This window comes from Actinacidiphila yanglinensis, from assembly GCF_900107965.1.
Classification (GTDB): domain Bacteria; phylum Actinomycetota; class Actinomycetes; order Streptomycetales; family Streptomycetaceae; genus Actinacidiphila; species Actinacidiphila yanglinensis.
The window spans coordinates 39,552-55,619 of sequence record NZ_FNVU01000014.1; the positions used below are offsets into that span (position 1 = coordinate 39,552).

General features: G+C 70.3%; 9 protein-coding genes. 5 read left to right on the plus strand and 4 right to left on the minus strand.

The features are described from left to right. The first annotated feature begins 114 nt into the window (after window positions 1–114). Window positions 115–1,158, plus strand: coding sequence for an NHL repeat-containing protein (locus C4U44_RS27480; RefSeq protein WP_103888738.1), 1,044 nt, complete (start codon window positions 115–117; stop codon window positions 1,156–1,158). Between the two features lie 140 nt (window positions 1,159–1,298). Here C4U44_RS27480 and C4U44_RS42735 read toward each other — a convergent pair whose 3' ends face one another. Beyond that, a complete protein-coding gene (locus C4U44_RS42735) occupies window positions 1,299–4,256 on the minus strand; it encodes a lamin tail domain-containing protein (protein ID WP_160145114.1) in 2,958 nt (985 codons plus the stop codon). 331 nt (window positions 4,257–4,587) lie between these two features. Here C4U44_RS42735 and C4U44_RS27490 point away from each other — a divergent pair, with 331 nt between their 5' ends. Next, window positions 4,588–5,523, plus strand: a complete 936-nt coding sequence (locus C4U44_RS27490) for an aldo/keto reductase (protein WP_103888839.1) — start codon at window positions 4,588–4,590, stop codon at window positions 5,521–5,523. An 85-nt stretch (window positions 5,524–5,608) separates the two neighbouring features. Here the strand turns inward: C4U44_RS27490 and C4U44_RS27495 are convergent, their stop codons facing one another. After that, window positions 5,609–6,982, minus strand: a complete 1,374-nt coding sequence (locus C4U44_RS27495) for a hypothetical protein (RefSeq protein WP_103888740.1) — start codon at window positions 6,980–6,982, stop codon at window positions 5,609–5,611. A 518-nt stretch (window positions 6,983–7,500) separates the two neighbouring features. Here C4U44_RS27495 and C4U44_RS27500 point away from each other — a divergent pair. Then, complete coding sequence (locus tag C4U44_RS27500; protein ID WP_103888741.1) at window positions 7,501–8,793, plus strand: carbohydrate-binding protein; 1,293 nt, start codon at window positions 7,501–7,503, stop codon at window positions 8,791–8,793. Window positions 8,794–8,990: 197 nt separating this feature from the next. Here the strand turns inward: C4U44_RS27500 and C4U44_RS27505 are convergent, their stop codons facing one another. Continuing rightward, window positions 8,991–9,974 (minus strand): GNAT family N-acetyltransferase, encoded by a 984-nt coding sequence (locus tag C4U44_RS27505; protein WP_103888742.1) that lies wholly within the window; start codon window positions 9,972–9,974, stop codon window positions 8,991–8,993. A gap of 163 nt (window positions 9,975–10,137) precedes the next feature. Then, the gene (locus C4U44_RS27510; protein ID WP_235032387.1) at window positions 10,138–11,649 is read right to left on the minus strand and encodes an arabinofuranosidase catalytic domain-containing protein; all 1,512 of its coding nucleotides are present in this window, start codon (window positions 11,647–11,649) and stop codon (window positions 10,138–10,140) included. Window positions 11,650–12,113: 464 nt separating this feature from the next. Between C4U44_RS27510 and C4U44_RS27515 the strand changes: the two genes are divergently transcribed. Both C4U44_RS27515 and C4U44_RS27520 read left to right on the plus strand, forming a co-directional pair. After that, window positions 12,114–14,120 carry a PD40 domain-containing protein gene (locus C4U44_RS27515; RefSeq protein WP_146088351.1) on the plus strand — a complete coding sequence of 669 codons (2,007 nt, stop codon included), beginning with the start codon at window positions 12,114–12,116 and terminating at the stop codon, window positions 14,118–14,120. Window positions 14,121–14,335: 215 nt separating this feature from the next. Then, a complete protein-coding gene (locus C4U44_RS27520; protein ID WP_146088352.1) occupies window positions 14,336–15,952 on the plus strand; it encodes an FG-GAP repeat domain-containing protein in 1,617 nt (538 codons plus the stop codon). Window positions 15,953–16,068: the final 116 nt, after the last annotated feature.

Genomic DNA, 16,068 nt, shown 5'->3' on the forward strand with positions numbered 1-16,068 from the left:
GCCGGGGAGGAGCGGCAGACGGACGAGAGACCACGCGGGCCGCAGGACCCGACGGACGAACGACGGAGAGGACCGCGCATGCGGAGCTTGGCACGACACCGTGGAAGAGCTGCGGTGTTCAGCGCCGCATGCCTGCTCGCCGCCGCGGCGTGCGGCGGCCACTCCGGGCCGCCGGGCCCGCCGAAGGCCGGGCAGGCGCGGGTCATCGGGCAGACGACGGGCTCCGGGGACATCGGTCCCGCAACGGTGGACGGCGAGCGGGGAATCGCGGCCGCCGCGGGTGGCGTCCTCTACATCAACACCAGCGAACGCCTGGTGCGGCTCGGCGCGGACGGCGCCTACACGGACGTCTCCGGGCAGCAGGCAGGTGAGCCGGCGCCGGAGGACCGCGGTCTGAGCGGAGTGGTCGTCCGCGGCGACGGCACCCTGCTGACCGGCGAGAACGGCCGGATCGTCGCCGTCGCACCGAGCGGCCGGCTCACCGTGCTGGCCGGCACGGCGGGCCACCTCCGTTCGCTGACCGCCTCCCTCGCCAACAGCGCTCCGGCAACCGGCTTCCGGCTCACCAACGAGGCCACACCGTTGGCGGTGGAGAAGGACGGGACGGTGGTCATCGCCGACGGCAACGCCGTCTGGTCACTCGCGAACGGCCGTCTGACGCTGCGCTACCGGCAGGCCCCGGAGAAGGACCCGCAGGGGTACGTCTCGACGTTCAACGGCTCGACTTCGGCCGCTGATCCCGACGGCACCGCCTTCCTCGCGCCGATCACACCGCACACGCTCACCGACGTGGTCGTCCTCCCCGGAGACGGGCGGGCGCCGCACAAGCTCGAACTCCCCGCCCACGTATCGGGCGTGAAGGTCCCGACCGCTCAGCTGGCACCCGCCTCCCTGGCGGGCGACGGCGCGAACGGCGTGTACGTCACCACCTACGACGCGAACAAGCGGGGCGCATACGTCCTCCACGTCCACGACGGCCGCGCCGACCTCGTCGCGGCGAGCACCGCCTCCGCCGCGTCCGCCACGTGCGACGTGCACAAGGCCGTGGCCGCACGCGACTTCCCCTGCTACTTCCCCACCGGCATCGCCTACCACTCCGGCCATGTCTACCTGGCCGGAAACCGCTCCTACGTCGTGGACATCGGCATCGGCACATGACCGCGAGTCCGGAGGTCGGCGCCGAGCGAGTCGGAGAGGTCGACCGTCGTACCGAACGGGTTGGCCCAGGCGCCGTACCGCTAAGACTCGGGGAGCCGCTGCCGTTCACCGTGGCAGCGACTCCCCGAGGTGGCGCTGGTCTACTTACCCGCGCCGTTGACGATGGTGAAGCCGGCCGAGGAGACCGACGCGGTGGTGTAGCCCTTCTTCGTGCCGGTGACGGTCACGGTGAGCGTTGAGTGCAGGTACGCACCCGTGGCGTGGAAGTCCGGGCTGTTCGCGCCCTTGATCGCGGCGCCGTCGGCGTACCACTGGTAGGTCAGGCTCACCGGTGCCGGGCCCCAGGGGGTGACCGTCGCGTTGAGCTTCGAACCCACCTTGGTGCTGCCGTGGATGACCGGTACGTGGGTGGTCAGCGTGGTGCCGCAGGACGGGACGACGTTCAGCGGGACGGTGCTGCTGTACAGGGCGTGGCCCCAGCCGGGCGAGGGGGTGTTGCCGGTGTGGTCGCCGTTCCAGGCGTTGCCGTCGCCGTAGATGCCGTCGTCCGACCAGAGCACCTCACGCTTGCCGTCGACCGCGGTGCTCGCCGGGGCGATGGCGAAGCCCTCCAGGTTGTCGTCGGGCAGTCCGGCCGGGCGGTGGTAGCTGGCCGCGCGGGTGAAGTCGCCGTGGGCGTCGATGCGCAGCAGGCTCTCCACGACGCCGCAGTCGTTGTCGCACAGCGTCCAGACGCCCTGGTCATCGGCGTTGAACTGCAGATCGGCAATGGCGCTGGTGCCGTCGATACCGGTGTCGATGTCGGCGATCCGCTGGTACGTACCGTCCGAGTCCAGCGCGTACGCGTACACGTGGCCGGTCTTCTCGAAGCCGAGGAGGAACAGGCCCGTGCCGTGCAGCGGGTAGTCGGCCGGGTTGTACGTCTTGTTCCGATGCTGGTCGCGGAAGCCGTGGGCCGTCAGGAACGAGTCCGGGACGTAAGTGACGCCCTCGAAGCCGAGGTTGGCGTCGTCACCACTGGCGGCGATGACCGACGGCACGAAATCCGAGGTGAGGTCCCACTGGTGCACCGGTGCCAGCGTGCTGCCGGCCGCGGTGGGGTCGTACTCCAGCACCTCGTCCTTGGAGACGTCGCTGTCGTGGTTGTCGCGCTCGGAGGTGACGAACAGGTCGCCGTTGCCACCGACGGTCAGACCCTCGTCGTCGGGCTGGCTGGCGCCGGGGTCGGTACCGGTGAACGTGATGCCCTTGCCGTTGCCCCAGTCGTCGTCCGTGGCCGGCAGGTACGTCCCCGTGGCGGGGTCCTTGACCAGCTTCCAGAGGTGGTTCTTGTTCTGGGCGGCCCACAGCACGCTGCCGTCGCCGCTGAAGACCAGGCCGCTCATGTCGTTGCCGGCCGGGTCCTGCGCGGTGGTGAACTCGCACGGGTCGTCGACGGTCTTCACGGCGTCACTGGTCGGCCACGTGCGGGCGCCGGGGACGCTGATGGCGTCGCTGCCGGAGGGAGCGCTGGGTGCGCAGGAGCCGGGCAGGCCGGTCGGCGGCTGCTCGTTGTAGTACCTCACGGCGGCGGCGGGGTCCGTGGAGGTGTCGCAGGACGCGTCGTTCGACGAGCCGAACGACGCCGCCTTGACGCTGTACCAGGAGGTCTGGGCGTCGTCCGAGTCGGTGTTCACCGCGCCGGCGCCGTCGGCGGGGCAGCGGGCGAGCGTGCGGTAGATCTCCGCGGCGGCCGGTCCGGCACCGTCCGGGTCGATGCTCTCGTCGTAGCCGGCCTGGCCCGCGCCGTAGCCGACCGAGTCGACCAGCGTGCCGTCCGGCAGGTAGATCTTCACCGCGTCGCCGCCGCTGCCCAGGCCCGGACCGGACTGGAACACGCCGAAGCCGTGTGCCGGGATGCCGGTGATCGCCTTGCCCTCGACGTCGAAGACGCGCCCGGAGAAGTCGGTCGCGGAACCGGCATCACCGCTGTCGGTCTGCTTCCAACCCGTGATGTCGACGGCCTGGTCGCCCTTGTTGTACAGCTCGACCAGGTCACGGGCCTTGCCTGCGGTGCTGAGGGCGGTGAGGAGCGCCGGCGGCAAGGTGTCGGTGAGTTGCGGGTTGTCCTCGTTGTCCGCGGTGATCTCGTTGATCACCACGTCGGCCCAGCCGGGGTCGGCGCCCTTGGTGACCGTGATGGTGAACGAGGCGCTGCCCGCCGCTCCGGCGCTGTCGGTCGCGGTCACCATCACGTCGATGGTGCCCAGGGCGGCCGGGGTACCGGTGATGGCGCCGGTCGACGGGTCGATGCTCAGGCCCGTACCGCTCAGTGCGGGGGCGCTCCAGGTGTACGGAGCGGTACCGCCCGCCACGCCGAGACCGGCGAACGAGAAGGCCGTGTCCACCGTCGCGACCTGGTCCGCGCCGCCCGCCACCGAGACGCCCGCGGTCCTGACGCTGCCGGGGGTGCTGGTGCCCTGCGTGGAGGCACCCGGGGAGCCGATCGCGCCGCCGGCACTCGTCCAGGAGCCCTCGCTGTCGGCGGCAGTCGCCGGGTTCGTCCACGCGCCGGCGGTCGCCGTGTCGGTGTCGGCCAGGTGGCCGGGGTTCACCCAGGCGGCGATCCCCTTGCCTGCGAGGTATCCCGTGTCGTACGTCAACTGGTCGGCGACCGCGTTCGAGCCGTCGAGGACGTACATCGTCTTCGGGCCCTTGTTCAGGGTCACCGAGCCATCGTTGACGACCTTCACCGAGGACTTCAGGCCCCACTCGGTGCGGAAGTCCGCGGCGGTCAGGTCGGTGACGACGACCGACTCGCCCGGGGCGACCGTCCCCAGCGACGACAGGTCGACCGCGCCCGTCACCGAGTCCGCCGTGTTGTAGTGCCACCCCGTGAGATCCTGGGCCGCCGTACCGGTGTTCGTCAGCTCGACGTACTCGCCGTCACCGGAGTCACCCGCGTACGAGGCCAGACCCCCGTACGCGAACTCCGTGATCTGGATGTTCGCGGTTCCCGCCGCGTGTGCCGCCGGCGCGACGAGCAGGGCGGCGGCCCCGGACGCCACGAGGGCGAGGGCGGCGGAGAGGGCAGGCAGGGTACGACGTCTCGCTGTCACGGGATTCCTTGGCTCGGGGCCGACGGCAGGCGTCCCCAAGCTCGCAGCGCAGGGCGAACTCGGCGTGAACGGCCGATGATGCGCAATCGAACCACCGCGGATGGATCCGCCGATTCCTCCCGTTTTCCGCTCGCCGACACGAGAGGGCATCGCGCGGGGCGCCGCGTCAGTGCGGTAGGTGTCGTACGCGATGTGCGGGCCCAGGGCGTTCAGTTGGTGCGGGGGCCCGTCGCCGTCCTCGCGGAGAGTCCTGTCCCGCGCCCCGCCGACCTCGGATGCGGGGTGCCCCGCTTGTACTGTGCAGACCTGAACATCGGAAAGGAAACCCGCCGTGAAGACCTTCACGCTGCCCGGCACCGACATCCTCGCGCCGAACGTCGTGCTCGGCCTGATGCGTATCGCCGACAAGACCGACGAGGACATCCGCGAACTCGTCCGCACCGCGCGCGACGCGGGGATCGACTTCGTCGACCACGCCGACATCTACGGCGGCGAACTGCACGCCTGTGAACGCCGCTTCGCCGACGCGATGGCGCTGAGTCCCTCGCAACGCGACGAGATCACGATCCAGACCAAGGCCGGAATCGTGACGGACGGGCCGTACTACGACTTCTCCTACGAGCACATCGTCACGTCCGTCGAGGGCTCACTCGCGGCCCTGCGGACCGACCGCATCGACATCCTGCTGCTGCACCGCCCCGACGCGCTCGTCGAACCCGAGGAGGTGGCCCGCGCCTTCGACGAGCTCGAATCCTCGGGCAAGGTCCGCGCCTTCGGTGTCTCGAACCAGACGCCACGCCAGATCGACCTGCTGCGCAAGTACGTGCGTCAGCCCATCGTGGCCAACCAGCTCCAGCTCTCGATCACCCACGCGCCGATCATCGCTCAGGGGATCTCCGCGAACATGCTCGCGGAGCAGCAGTCGGCCACCCTCGACGGCGGAGGGATCGTCGACTACTGCCGTCTGAACGACATCACCGTCCAGGCGTGGTCCCCCTTCCAGGCCGGATTCTTCACCGGCGTCTTCCTCGGCTCGCCGGACTACCCCGAACTCAACGCCGTCATCGACCGACTCGCCGCCCAGTACGACGTCCCCGCCATCGCCATCGCGACCGCCTGGATCACCCGCCACCCCGCTCAGATGCAGGTCGTGCTGGGCACCACCAGTCCGGAGCGCGTCGCGGGCGCCGCCCAGGGCTCCGAACTCCGGCTCACCCGGGCCGAGTGGTACGAACTGTTCCGCGCCGGCGGCCACCTCGTTCCCTGAACGACGGGACGGCGCCGCAACGGCCGCTGGTGCGAACGGACTTTCCCGCGCGCCTGCCGTCGGCTGCCCGGACTCACCGGCGAGGTCAGTGCCAGGTGGTCTGGTGGTCCCGGTGGGTCGGGAGGTAGGCGCCGGGGGTGAAGTGGTGGTCGTAGAAGTCCGGGTCGAGGTGCTGGGCCTGGAGGTAGTTGAGGATGTGCACGGTGGGGACGGTGCCGGGCAGCTTGCCGAAGGTCTCGTCGATGTAGCGCACCTCATCGGTCAGGAGGCGAACGAAGCGTTCGTCGTAAGGGGCCGCCGAGGAGCGGACGCGGCGGGTGTCGCGCCACGGGCCTGGCGTGTCGGGGTGGAACGGTCCGCCGGGCCCGAACTTCCGCTCGGTGAAGCGCTGCACCGCCTCGGTGGCGTCCCGGACATGCGGACGCGCCAGGGTCTCGAAGACGCCGGTGAGGCCCGTCGGGTTGGGCAGGGCCCACCTGTCGTCGTGCTCGACGTGGAAGCCCAGTCCGGGAACGGCCGGGTCGCCGGACGCGCCGAGCACCGAGAGGCGGTCGATCCCGTCGAAGGTCCAGCCGCCGAGGCCGAGGGCGCCGAGCACCAGATGGCCGTTGTAGACGCTGGTGATGAGCTCGGCGCTGGCCTCGGCCAGGGTGTACTGCTCCACGAACGAGAGCGGGTAGGGGTCGCCGGCATGGCGCAGCGACGGGTCGTCCGCGCCGGGGACCGGCCGCCCGTTGACGTCGTCGTACACGCCGTAGCCGTTCTGCAGGAAGAACGCGAGGTTGGCGATCAGGTGCTGGGCGAGGTCCGCGATGGGGATGACCAGCAGCGAGCCGGGATGGTTGGCGATCCAGGTGTTGTGCCCTTCGAGGTAGGGCTCCTCGCGCGGCAGCCACAGTCGCTCGGGTGAGAGCTTGCGGTAGCGGGCCGTGGTGGCGCTCAACCAGGCGTCCACGTCGAGCCCGTCGCCTTCGGTGCCGTCCGGCGCCCCGTCCTGAACGGCACTGTCCGGAACGGCACCGACCGGGAGCTCACCGGCGGGCGCCGCGTCACGGCTGGACAGGAAGTAGGTGCCGGAGTCGTCCGTGAAGAAGAACTCGGTGGTGTGGAAGCCTGCGGCGGAGGGGAAGGTCCGACCGCCGGCCGTGCCGGGGTAGTTGGGGAGGGCCGGCGCGTAGCCGGGGTGGTGGGAGATTCCGAAGTTCCACCCGGTCACGCCCGTGACGACGGCCAGGACGAGGGCCCGCTCCACCTCGCTGAGCGGCTGCACCGGCCTGTTGCTGGTGAAGGCCAGTTCGCCCGCCGGGATACTGCCGCCGACCGGGAAGCGTCGTGAGCGGCGGCCGTTGATCGCGGCGATGAGGGGGAAGTGCAGCAGGGCGCCGACCGCGGCGCGCTCCTGTTCGGAGAGGCGGAGGGCGGTGGCGGGGGTGCCGGAGGCGGCGGGGGTGCCGGACATGGCTGGGTCTCCCTTGGTGCGGGCCCGGAACATCTTGTGGTGACCAGCGTCCCCGGATTGCGTGCGCGGACCGCGTAAGCCGCGGCCCCGGTACGCCGGTTCAGCGATCGACGGTTCAGCGATCGGCGGCTCCGGGAGCGTCGGCTCCCGCCAGCACTTCACGCGCACACAGCCGGGATGGACCCGCACTCAGATGGTCGAGTGCGCGGTTTTCCACAACCTCCACCGTTCACGACCGATATCTCCACGGGCTCCCGGCGGCCCATCACGAAAGATGGTGAATTTTGCCGAGAAGTTGTTCCTGAAAGGCCGCCCACCCGATCCGGCCAAACTAATTATGCAACTTTGTTGCAGGGTTGACCGGCCCACTCGCCGGCCGTACATATTGGTCTTGACCAATCTGCTCGACTGGGTCAGGACCACACCGCTCACCCCCCGTGCGAAGCGGTCACCTTGGCGATCCACCGGATCGGCGAGGTGCCGCGATGCAAGAGCGCCCCTCACTCCTGGAGGATTCCGTGCGAGTCGGAAGAAAGATTCTACGCACTGCACTCACCGCCGGCTCCGCACTCGGGCTGGCTGTCGGCGGCACGGCCTTCGCGTTGGCCGCCGCGCCCGCCGCGCAAGCGGCCACCACCTGTGCCGCGGCATGGAGTTCCGGCACCGTCTACACCGGCGGGCAGCAGGCCAGCGAGAACGGGACCAATTACACCGCGAATTACTGGACGCAGGGCAACGACCCGGCGACCAGCAACGGCGGAAGCGGCAGCGGCCAACCGTGGACGTCCAACGGCGCGTGTACCGGTGGATCGTCCGGTGGCGGCGGAGGCGGGGGTGGCGGCACCGGGACCGGAACGGGTTCGGTCAGCGGGCTGCTCTTCAGCCCGTACAAGGACGTCACCATCAACATGAACTGGAACACCTACCAGATGCAGTCGGCCGCGTCCGGGTCGACGCTTCCGGTGGTGGGCTCCGGCAGCCTGGTCTCGCAGTACCTGCCGAAACTTCCCGCGCTCACGGTCGCGTTCGCCACCGGTTCGTGCGGCAGCGAGAACTGGGGCGGTGTCTCGGGCGCCAACTGGGCCGCCGAGAACGTGCCGCAGCTCCAGTCCGCCAACCTGGACTACGTCCTGTCCACCGGCGGCGCCGCCGGAAGCTTCACCTGCGGCTCGACGGCCGGCATGGAATCGTTCATCGCCCGCTACGCCAGCCCGAACCTGGTCGGTATCGACTTCGACATCGAAAGCGGCCAGAGCGCGTCGGACATCCAGAGCCTGGTCGCCTCGGCGGCCGGAGCGCAGGCGCAGTACCCGAACCTCCAGTTCTCGTTCACCCTCGCCACGCTGGGAGCGTCCGACGGCAGCTACGGCGGTGTGAACTCGACCGGCGACGCGGTCGTCAAGGCGGTGCTCGGCTCCAGCCTGAAGAACTACGTCATCAACCTGATGACCATGGACTACGGCAACGCGTCCAGCAGCGTGTGCGTCGTCACCTCCGGCAGTTGCGAGATGGCGCAGTCGGCGATCCAGGCGGTGAAGAACCTGGAGCACACCTACGGGGTCGCGGCCGGCAAGATCGCCGTCACGCCGATGATCGGCATGAACGACGCCACCAGCGAGACCTTCACCGCCACGGACGTGGACACGTTGACGTCATACGCGACCAGCAACGGCCTGGCCGGGCTGCACTACTGGTCACTGGACCGGGACACGCCGTGTTCCGACGACTACGCGTCCCCCACCTGCAACTCCGTCCCCAGCACGACGCCGCTGCAGTACACCAAGAAGTTCCTGAGCGACCTCGGGGACTGACGAGGAAACCCGGGACGGGCCGCGCACGGACCACCGTGCGCGGCCCGCTCCGAGCGCTGGGTAACAAGGCACCCGACGACGTCGGGCGAGGGACGCGTCCCTCGCCCGACGTTTCGTACGACGAGTCCGCTCGCGGGTCCGACGGGCGCGGGCCACCGTGCGTTTCGACGTCGGACGGGTGTCCTGCCGAGCGGGGATCACGCGAGAGGCTTGCGGTAGCGGGCGTACGTGTTCCGTCGGCGGAACCCCACGCTCTCGTAGAGATCGTAGGACCGGTGGGGATTCGCCGTGCCGGTGAATAGGCGGGCGGTCGTCGCGCCGTGTGCACGGAGGCTACGCAGCCCGTCCAGCAGCAGGGCCCGGCCGATTCCGAGGCGTCGACGGTCCGCGCGGACGCTCAACTCCCCTACCTCGCCGAGGGTGTGGTCGCGACGGCGGAGGGAGCAGAGGACGACGCCGACCATGTCCTGCCCGTCCCACGCGGCCCGCCAGCACGCCGGGTCGGCGGTGGCGACGAACTCCCGGTAGGGCCATTCCCGGATGAACCCGGCATCCGCATAGGAATCGACGACGGTGCTCCAGGCCGCACGGTAGTGGGGTGCTCCGATCGGTCCCGTCCGAATCCCGACGGGCAGTTCCCCGCCGCGTTCGGGCAGGTGTCGCAGATCGTCCAACTCCATCTCGACCAGGCTGAAGACGCGTCGGTAGCCTGCCGCGAGCAGAAGCGCTGTGGCGTCCTGCTCGGAGGACGTGGCGCTCGCACCGATCACCGCCGTCCGCGAGGTTCCCTGCTGTGCGACGAGCTCACGGATCCGCTTCTCGGCCCAGTTCAGCATGGCCGAGCCGATGCCCTGGTGGCGGTGCTCGGGCAGGAGATACCCGCGGTGCAGGTAGACCCACGTCCCGTCGCGCTCCCGCCACCACCGGATCGTCGCGTAGCCGACGAGGCTTCCGTCGCGCTCCAGCAGGACCTGGTTCCTGGACGGCTCCTCCAACTCGGCCGAGGCTTCGGCGATCTCGGCCGCCGTGGGAAGCCCGTCCACGACCGAACGGGCGTCGGCCCGGTCCCGTTCGGCACATCCCAGCCGCACCGCGGCCATCGCGTCGTGATCCTCGTCGCCGTGGTACGGCCGGAATCCGAAGCCGATCGGAAGGTCCCGTCCTGGCGTGTCAGCAGACATCTCCGGATGGTCCCGGGATGTGCGGCGTGCACGCCACCCCGATTCACGGAGAGGGTCCCCCAGAGAAGGTGCGTGCCCGGTGCTGAACCTGCTCCGGTACTGAACGCGTCCGCCCCCGACCGGTGGTGACCGGGCAGGGGCGGACGCCTGTAGATGCGGGAAGTCAGGAGAGCGTGGTGAGGTCGAACTCCTCCCAGGGGCCGACGGCCGTGCGGTTGGCGATCAGGGACGAGGCCCCGGCGTTCTCGGCCGTGACGAGGTGCTGGTTGTTGTAGGCGCGGAGGCTGACGCTGCCGTCGGAGTTGTGGAGGAGGTAGAACGTCTCCCACGGGCCGGCCGCACCGCGGTTCGCGATCAGCGGCGAGTTCCCGTTGCTCTCGGCGGTGACCCACTGGTTGTCGGAGTGGGCCCTCAGGTTCACGGTGTTGTTGTTGTTGGCGATCAGGTCGAAGGTCTCGTTCGTGCCGACCGAGGTGGCATCGGCGATGAGCGAGGTGGTGCTGTTCGGCGCGTCGACGTACTTGCCGTTGGCGTGCGCCTTGAGGCTGATCACGGACTGGGTGGGCGGCGGGAACGTGGTGGTGTTGTTCGTGTAGCCGGCCGCGGTGATGTTGGCCTGCACGGAGTTCTCGGTCGCGTCGGTCGGGAACCCCTTCGTGACAGCCCCCTCGAAGAACTCGCCAGTTCCTTCGGGGCTGTTGTCGCCGCCGGTCCCCAACTCGATGGAGGGCTGCACCTTCATCGGGTTGTAGCCGCCTGGCAGGGCGCCGGAGTACGCCTGGTTCAGCCCGCCCGATTGCCCGTTGCCGTATTTGAGCGTGAAGTTCGTCGTGCCGTTGTTCTTCTCCCAGGCGGAGACGAACGAGCCTGTCTCGCTGGGGATGTTGGACGGGTTGGGGCCCGCCGCGCTGAAGTACATGCCGTTCTCGAGGTCACCGCCGACCCAGGGGCCGGAGCCGGTGCAGCCGCCGGTCCAGCAGGCGGAGCCGTAATAGATGGCGTTCATGGTCGAGTTGCCGTCGTCCGAGTCGTCGGTCTCGGCCGAGCCGAAGTCGAAACAGCAGCTGCTGCTGACGAGTTTGGACGACGTGAGCATGTACAGGCCCTCGGGCTGCGCGCCGGTGGGCACGTTCTTGGCGGCGTTGTTGCGGTACCCGGTGCCGATGTTGTTGACCAGCACGCCGTAGGCGGACTGGCCGCCCACCGTGATCGGCAGCGCCATGGCGTTCGCACCGATGTCCGAGCCGTTCGGCCCGGGTCCGGACAGACTGCCGGAGCAGCCGGAGCAGGAACTGCCGGGCGAGATCGGCAGGTTGTTGGCGTTGGACGTCTGGTCGTACAGCTGCGTGATCGTGCAGGTCGTACCGGAGCAGAAGGAGACCTGCGGCGCCGAGGCGACCAGGCCGCCGGCGGACGCGAGGCCGATGTTCAGGGTGCTGCTGTCCGAGGCGCGCTGGATCTGGTACAGCGGGCCGTTGTACGAGGAGAACATCGCCCGGGTGGTGCTGTATGCCGCCTCGCACGGCGTGCCACCGGACGCGTAGATGTCGCACGGCCCCGACGAGGCCGCCTCGGCGCGCGTCGCCGTGCCGAGGACCGGCACCGCGATCGCCACCGCGAGCAGGAACGCGATGAGTAACCGCGTCCGGCGCCGGAGTGTGGGTAGGACCAGCACGAATGCCTCCCGGAAATGTGTGGGGCCATTTCGCCCGTGGCGTTGCGCCGGGTCGCGGCCGCACTCATCGTCGGGCGCGGTCAGAGACCGCTTGGTTGGTGCCCAACGCGCGGAAAACGACGGCGTCCCGTGTGGCGCAGCACACATGTTCAGCTGGCTCTAGGCGTAAGTCAAGACTCTGGACGGATGCCGGTGGACGGTTAGAAAGATCCTCGGGAGAAACATCGCGCCACCGACGCGCCCTTAGGTGCAAAGTGAGCACAACAGAGCGGAGGCCGTTCCGGTCTCCTCCCACGGGACACGCAGCGCGCACGCTCGGCGAGACGTCCGCCCCCGACCGCGTCCCCGGCACCGTTCATCCCGCGTTCAACCGGGGACACCTGCACGCCGCCCGCCTCCGGGCTAGGTTCCTCCAGCCGGTGGGGGGGAACTCAGCGGCTTCACAGAAATCGCTGGGGGGACCCATGAGTACCAGACGGCGTCGCGCGCTCGCGGCCATGACGATGGCGGCCTGCGTGTCCGTCGGCGCGGGATGCGTTCTCGTGCCCGCCGCTCGGGCGGCGACCGGCGCGGGAACCCCCGCGCCCACCGGGCTGATCGCGCTGGACAGCGGCTCGGGCGTGATCACCGTGCAGGCGGACGGCTCCGGCGCGCACGCGGTCGAAGGGATCGCGAACGGCGCGGGCATCGGTCCCGTCTGGGCCCCCGACGGCAGCCGGGTGATGGCAGGGCAGGAGAACTGGCTCGCGCTCACCAGCGTCCGGGCCGAGGGTGCGACCTCACCTGTCACCGTGGGATCACCGGACACGGGTGGCGAGCCGGGGCGGGGCGGGTACTACGAGGACGCGACGTACTGGCTGAACGGCCGGTACGTGATCGTGAGCACGGGCGAGGAGATGTACGCCGGGCCGTCCGACGGCTCCTCCGACCCGCGGCCCCTGCTGACGGACGCCCAGTCGCCCTTCGCGGACTGCGACGGTGAGCCGTCGGCGAGCCCGACCGGAACGGTGGCGTTCGCCCGGGCGGCTCCCTGCGGGAACACCACGGGCATCTGGACGTTCGACCCGGTCACCGACACCGTCGCGCAACTCCTCCCGAACGCCCTCATGCCCGCGTACTCCCCCGACGGCGGCCGGCTGGCCTTCTCCCGGCCGGTGGACGGCGTGCGGCAGCTCTTCGTCGCTGCCGCGGACGGCACCGGCGCGCAGCAGCTCACCACGGACGGCGCGAGCCACGAGCACGCGGCATGGGACCCGTCCGGCGAGCGCCTCGCCTACGACTCCAAGGACCCGGCGACGGGCGCGACGACCGTCAAGGTCCTTGATCTCAGCAGCGGTTCGGCCGACACGCTGAACGCGTCCGGGACGAAGCCGTCCTACCAGAGCGTCCGGAACAACATCCTGGACCGGGTGTACGCGACCGGCGGCGTCACCATCGACCAGGCCGCGTCCCGCTGGGCCTTCGACACGACCGGCGCCGCCCACCAGAACGGTCTGGTGGCTGCCCGTTCGGCCGTGCTCGTCGACAACGCCAACGCCACCTACGCGGCGCCGGCGATCTCGCTGGCCGCGGAGAAGCAGGGGCCGGTGGTGATGACGTCGCCCGGATCGCTGGACGCGACCGCCGCCGCGGAGCTCCAGCGAACCCTGCCGAAGGGGAGCACCGTCTATCTCGTCGGCAACACCGCGCAGTTGAGCTCCACGGTGTCCGCGCAGATCACCGCGCTCGGCTACACCGCGCTGCGGATGGACGGGCCGGACCTGCCCTCGATCTCCGCCCGGGTGGCCACGCAGATCACCAAGAAGCCCGACTGGGTGTTCGTCGCCGACGGCATGGACTACCACGACCCGATCTCGGCCTCCACCGCGGCGGCTTCGCTCGGCTTCCACGGCCTGGGCGTCGTCCTGCTCGTCAAGGGCACGACCGTGCCGGACGCGGTGAAGGCGTACCTGAACACGCTCGACGCCGCCACGACGAAACTCGTCACGGTCGGCACCACCGCCCGTGAGGCGATGGAGAACGCGCCGCTCGACCAGGCGTGGACGTTCTGGAACGTCAGCGCCGCCACCTACGAGCAGACAGCGGTCAACCTCGCGCGGTTCTGGTGGGCGGCGCCCGACACGGCCACCGTCGAGTCCGAGACGACCTGGCAGAGCGCCGTCGCCGGCAACGCCGTCACCGCGACCCGCGGGCCCGCGCTCTGGACCCCGGCCGACGCGCTCTCGCCGAAGACCGCGGCCTACCTGAACGAGGAGTCCGCGTCCCTCGAGTCCGTACAGACCTTCGGCGGGAACCCGGAGTACTCGGTCGCGACCCGGAACGCCGTCGGGGACGCCATCGGGCTGAGCAGCGCCTACCTGTCCACCGTCTGGGCCCCCGGCGGTGTCCTCCCGGCCGGCGCGCCGACGCCCGCGGCCTTCCCCGCCGCGCTCCCGGCCCGCTTCGTCGGCCCGCTGTACAAGGTGAGTTGACCGGTCCCGGGTCCGCCCGCTGCGTAGGCTCCCGCGGTCTGCCGGTTACCACGGGAGGACGTTCGGGCGGTCGGGGCCAACGAGCTTAATTGCGTGGGGCGTTGTCGGTCCTCCGGCGTACATTGCCCAGCGGGGTCGTCACCGACGATCGCCGATCGGACACCCGGCGTGCGTGGGTCGCACCCGCGCCGGTCCTTTTGGGGGGATGGATGAGAGTGAGACAGCCACGTCGGCGCAGATTCCGGCGGGTGGTCGTCGGAGCGGCGGCCGCCCTGCTCGTCGGCGGGGCGTTCGCGGCCTTCCCGGCTGCGGCCCAGGCGGCCGACAGCCCCGCGCCGGCGCCGAGCGGACTCGAGACCCGACCCGCACCGGTGGGCGGGGCGAGCGGCGACGGCTGCGGGGCGGACGCACCCTACGGATACATCGGCAGAACCACCGGAGGGATCACCTTCTCGGCCACGTCGAACGGAAGCCCGTCCGTCCGGTACGACACGGAGTTCCTCGTCGAGCCGGGCGACGGGTCCACCCCGTACGACGGCACCGCCTCCGGATTCGGCGGCACCGACAGGCAACTGCTGCTGCCTTCTGCGGACTTCGCGGACGGGGTCACCTACACCTGGCGCACCCGTGATGTGGACCCGGCGGGGACTGCCTCGGAATGGTCCGGCGACTGCCATTTCGTCGTCGACCTCACCTCGCCCGCCACCCCGGTCGTCACGTCCAAGGTGTTCCCGCCGGCCGGCTCCACGACGCCGCCGCCGACGGTGCGCACGACCGGCGCCTTCACCTTCACGGCCTCCGGACCCGGCTCCGAGGACGCCGTCCGCTTCGAGTACGCGCTCGACGGGGACCTCGCTGTCGGCGGCAACCCCTCGGTGCCGGTCGGGCTCGACGGCACCGCGAAGGTGAAGTTGACACCTACCAGGTGGGGCAGCAACTTCCTGAACGTCCGGACCGTGGACCGGGCGGGGAACGTCTCGGGAACCGTCCAGTACTCCTTCTACGTCGCCTCCGCCGCGACGCGGGACAAGGCCGGAGATCTCAACGGTGACGGGACGGCCGATCTGCTGGCCACCAGCACCGACGGCAAGCTCTACGTGCTGTACGGCAAGGGCGACGGCACGCTGAAGAAAGCGGTCACGTACGCCGACACCGGCGACGGCTGGGACCAGGGCAGCGTGCTCCGCGACGGCGACCTCGACTCGGACGGCTACCAGGACCTGCTCCGGATCGGCGGCACCGGGTACGTCCTGGGAATGCCGAACAACGGTCTCGGGGACTTCGGCACGCGCGGGGAGTCGACGGGCCCCTGGAACCGCGCCGACGGCAAGAACTGGACGGTGGCCACCCAGATCCTGCACGGCACCTCGGGCAGCCTGGGCACCGCCACCCGTTTCCAGGACATCCTCAGCGTGGAGGACGGCCAACTGCTCCACTGGACCGACGACTTCGGTGGGATGACCTCCACCGTCCTGGCCACCGGCCTCGACCACAGCACGGTGATCACCCCGGGCGACGTGACGGGTGACGGCACACCCGACATCCTCATCCGGGACGACGTCTCCGGGACGCTCAGCCTGGCCGCGGGCAACGCCGACGGCACGCTCGCCGCTCCGGCCGACTGGACGACGGTGGGCGAGGGCTTCACCGCCGCTCACTACCCGCGCGTTCTCAGCGCGGGCGACGCCAACGGTGATGGCATCCCGGACCTCTACGCCGCCACGTCCCACGGCGCCCTGAAGTTCTTCGCCGGTCTCCCCGACGGTGGCTACGCACCGGCGGTCGGCGCGCACGGAGGACTCGACTGGACGACGGTGGTCGCCGCGGACTGACCCTCGGCGTTCAGCCACCCACGGCTGCACGGAAGTGCGGCGCGGGCCTCTCCGACCCTCGCCGGTCGCCTGACGAACACCCGTCGCGTACTCCGGGGGGCGCCAACTCTGGGGTA